Source organism: Bradyrhizobium sp. Arg816, from assembly GCF_029989365.1.
In the GTDB taxonomy this organism is placed as follows: domain Bacteria; phylum Pseudomonadota; class Alphaproteobacteria; order Rhizobiales; family Xanthobacteraceae; genus Bradyrhizobium.
In genome coordinates, this window is sequence record NZ_JAPRAQ010000236.1 from 1 (window position 1) to 439 (window position 439).

Sequence of the window (439 nt, forward strand, 5' to 3'; positions counted from 1 at the left end):
GCCCGCGACCGGGCCTGGTGGCTCTTCGCGAAGCGCCCCGCTCGGCCCTTCTCGGCGGCGCTCCGGGGGCTGAAAGCGGTCCGCGGTCGCGGCGACGACGAGGGCTACCGGCAGACGCTGCTCGCCCTCCATCGCGGCCTCGACGGCACGGACGGGCGCCGGGTGCTCGCCGACGACCTGCCGGGCTTCCTCGACCGCCACCCGGCCTTCCGGGCGCAGGGAGAGGCGCTCGCCCGCTTCTTTTCCGCCTCCCGCCGGGCCTTCTTCGGCCGTCAGACCGCCGCGGCGCGGGAGTCTTGGCCCTTCGCCGAGGCCGAGGCGACGCTCCGCCGCCTCGCCGCCGCCGAGCGGACGGCCTGATCCGATGGGTGCGCTCTCAGGCCTCCCCGGTGGTCCCTACGGCTTCACCCTGCCCTGGGTGCTGTGGCTGCTGCCGCTC

Annotated in this window: 1 pseudogene; it reads left to right on the top strand. The window is 76.5% G+C overall.

Going from position 1 to position 439, the window contains the following annotated elements:
• Positions 1–360: pseudogene (locus OWC48_RS46685) on the top strand (nonribosomal peptide synthetase MxaA); the annotation flags it as partial.
• Between the last annotated feature and the right edge of the window lie 79 nt (positions 361–439).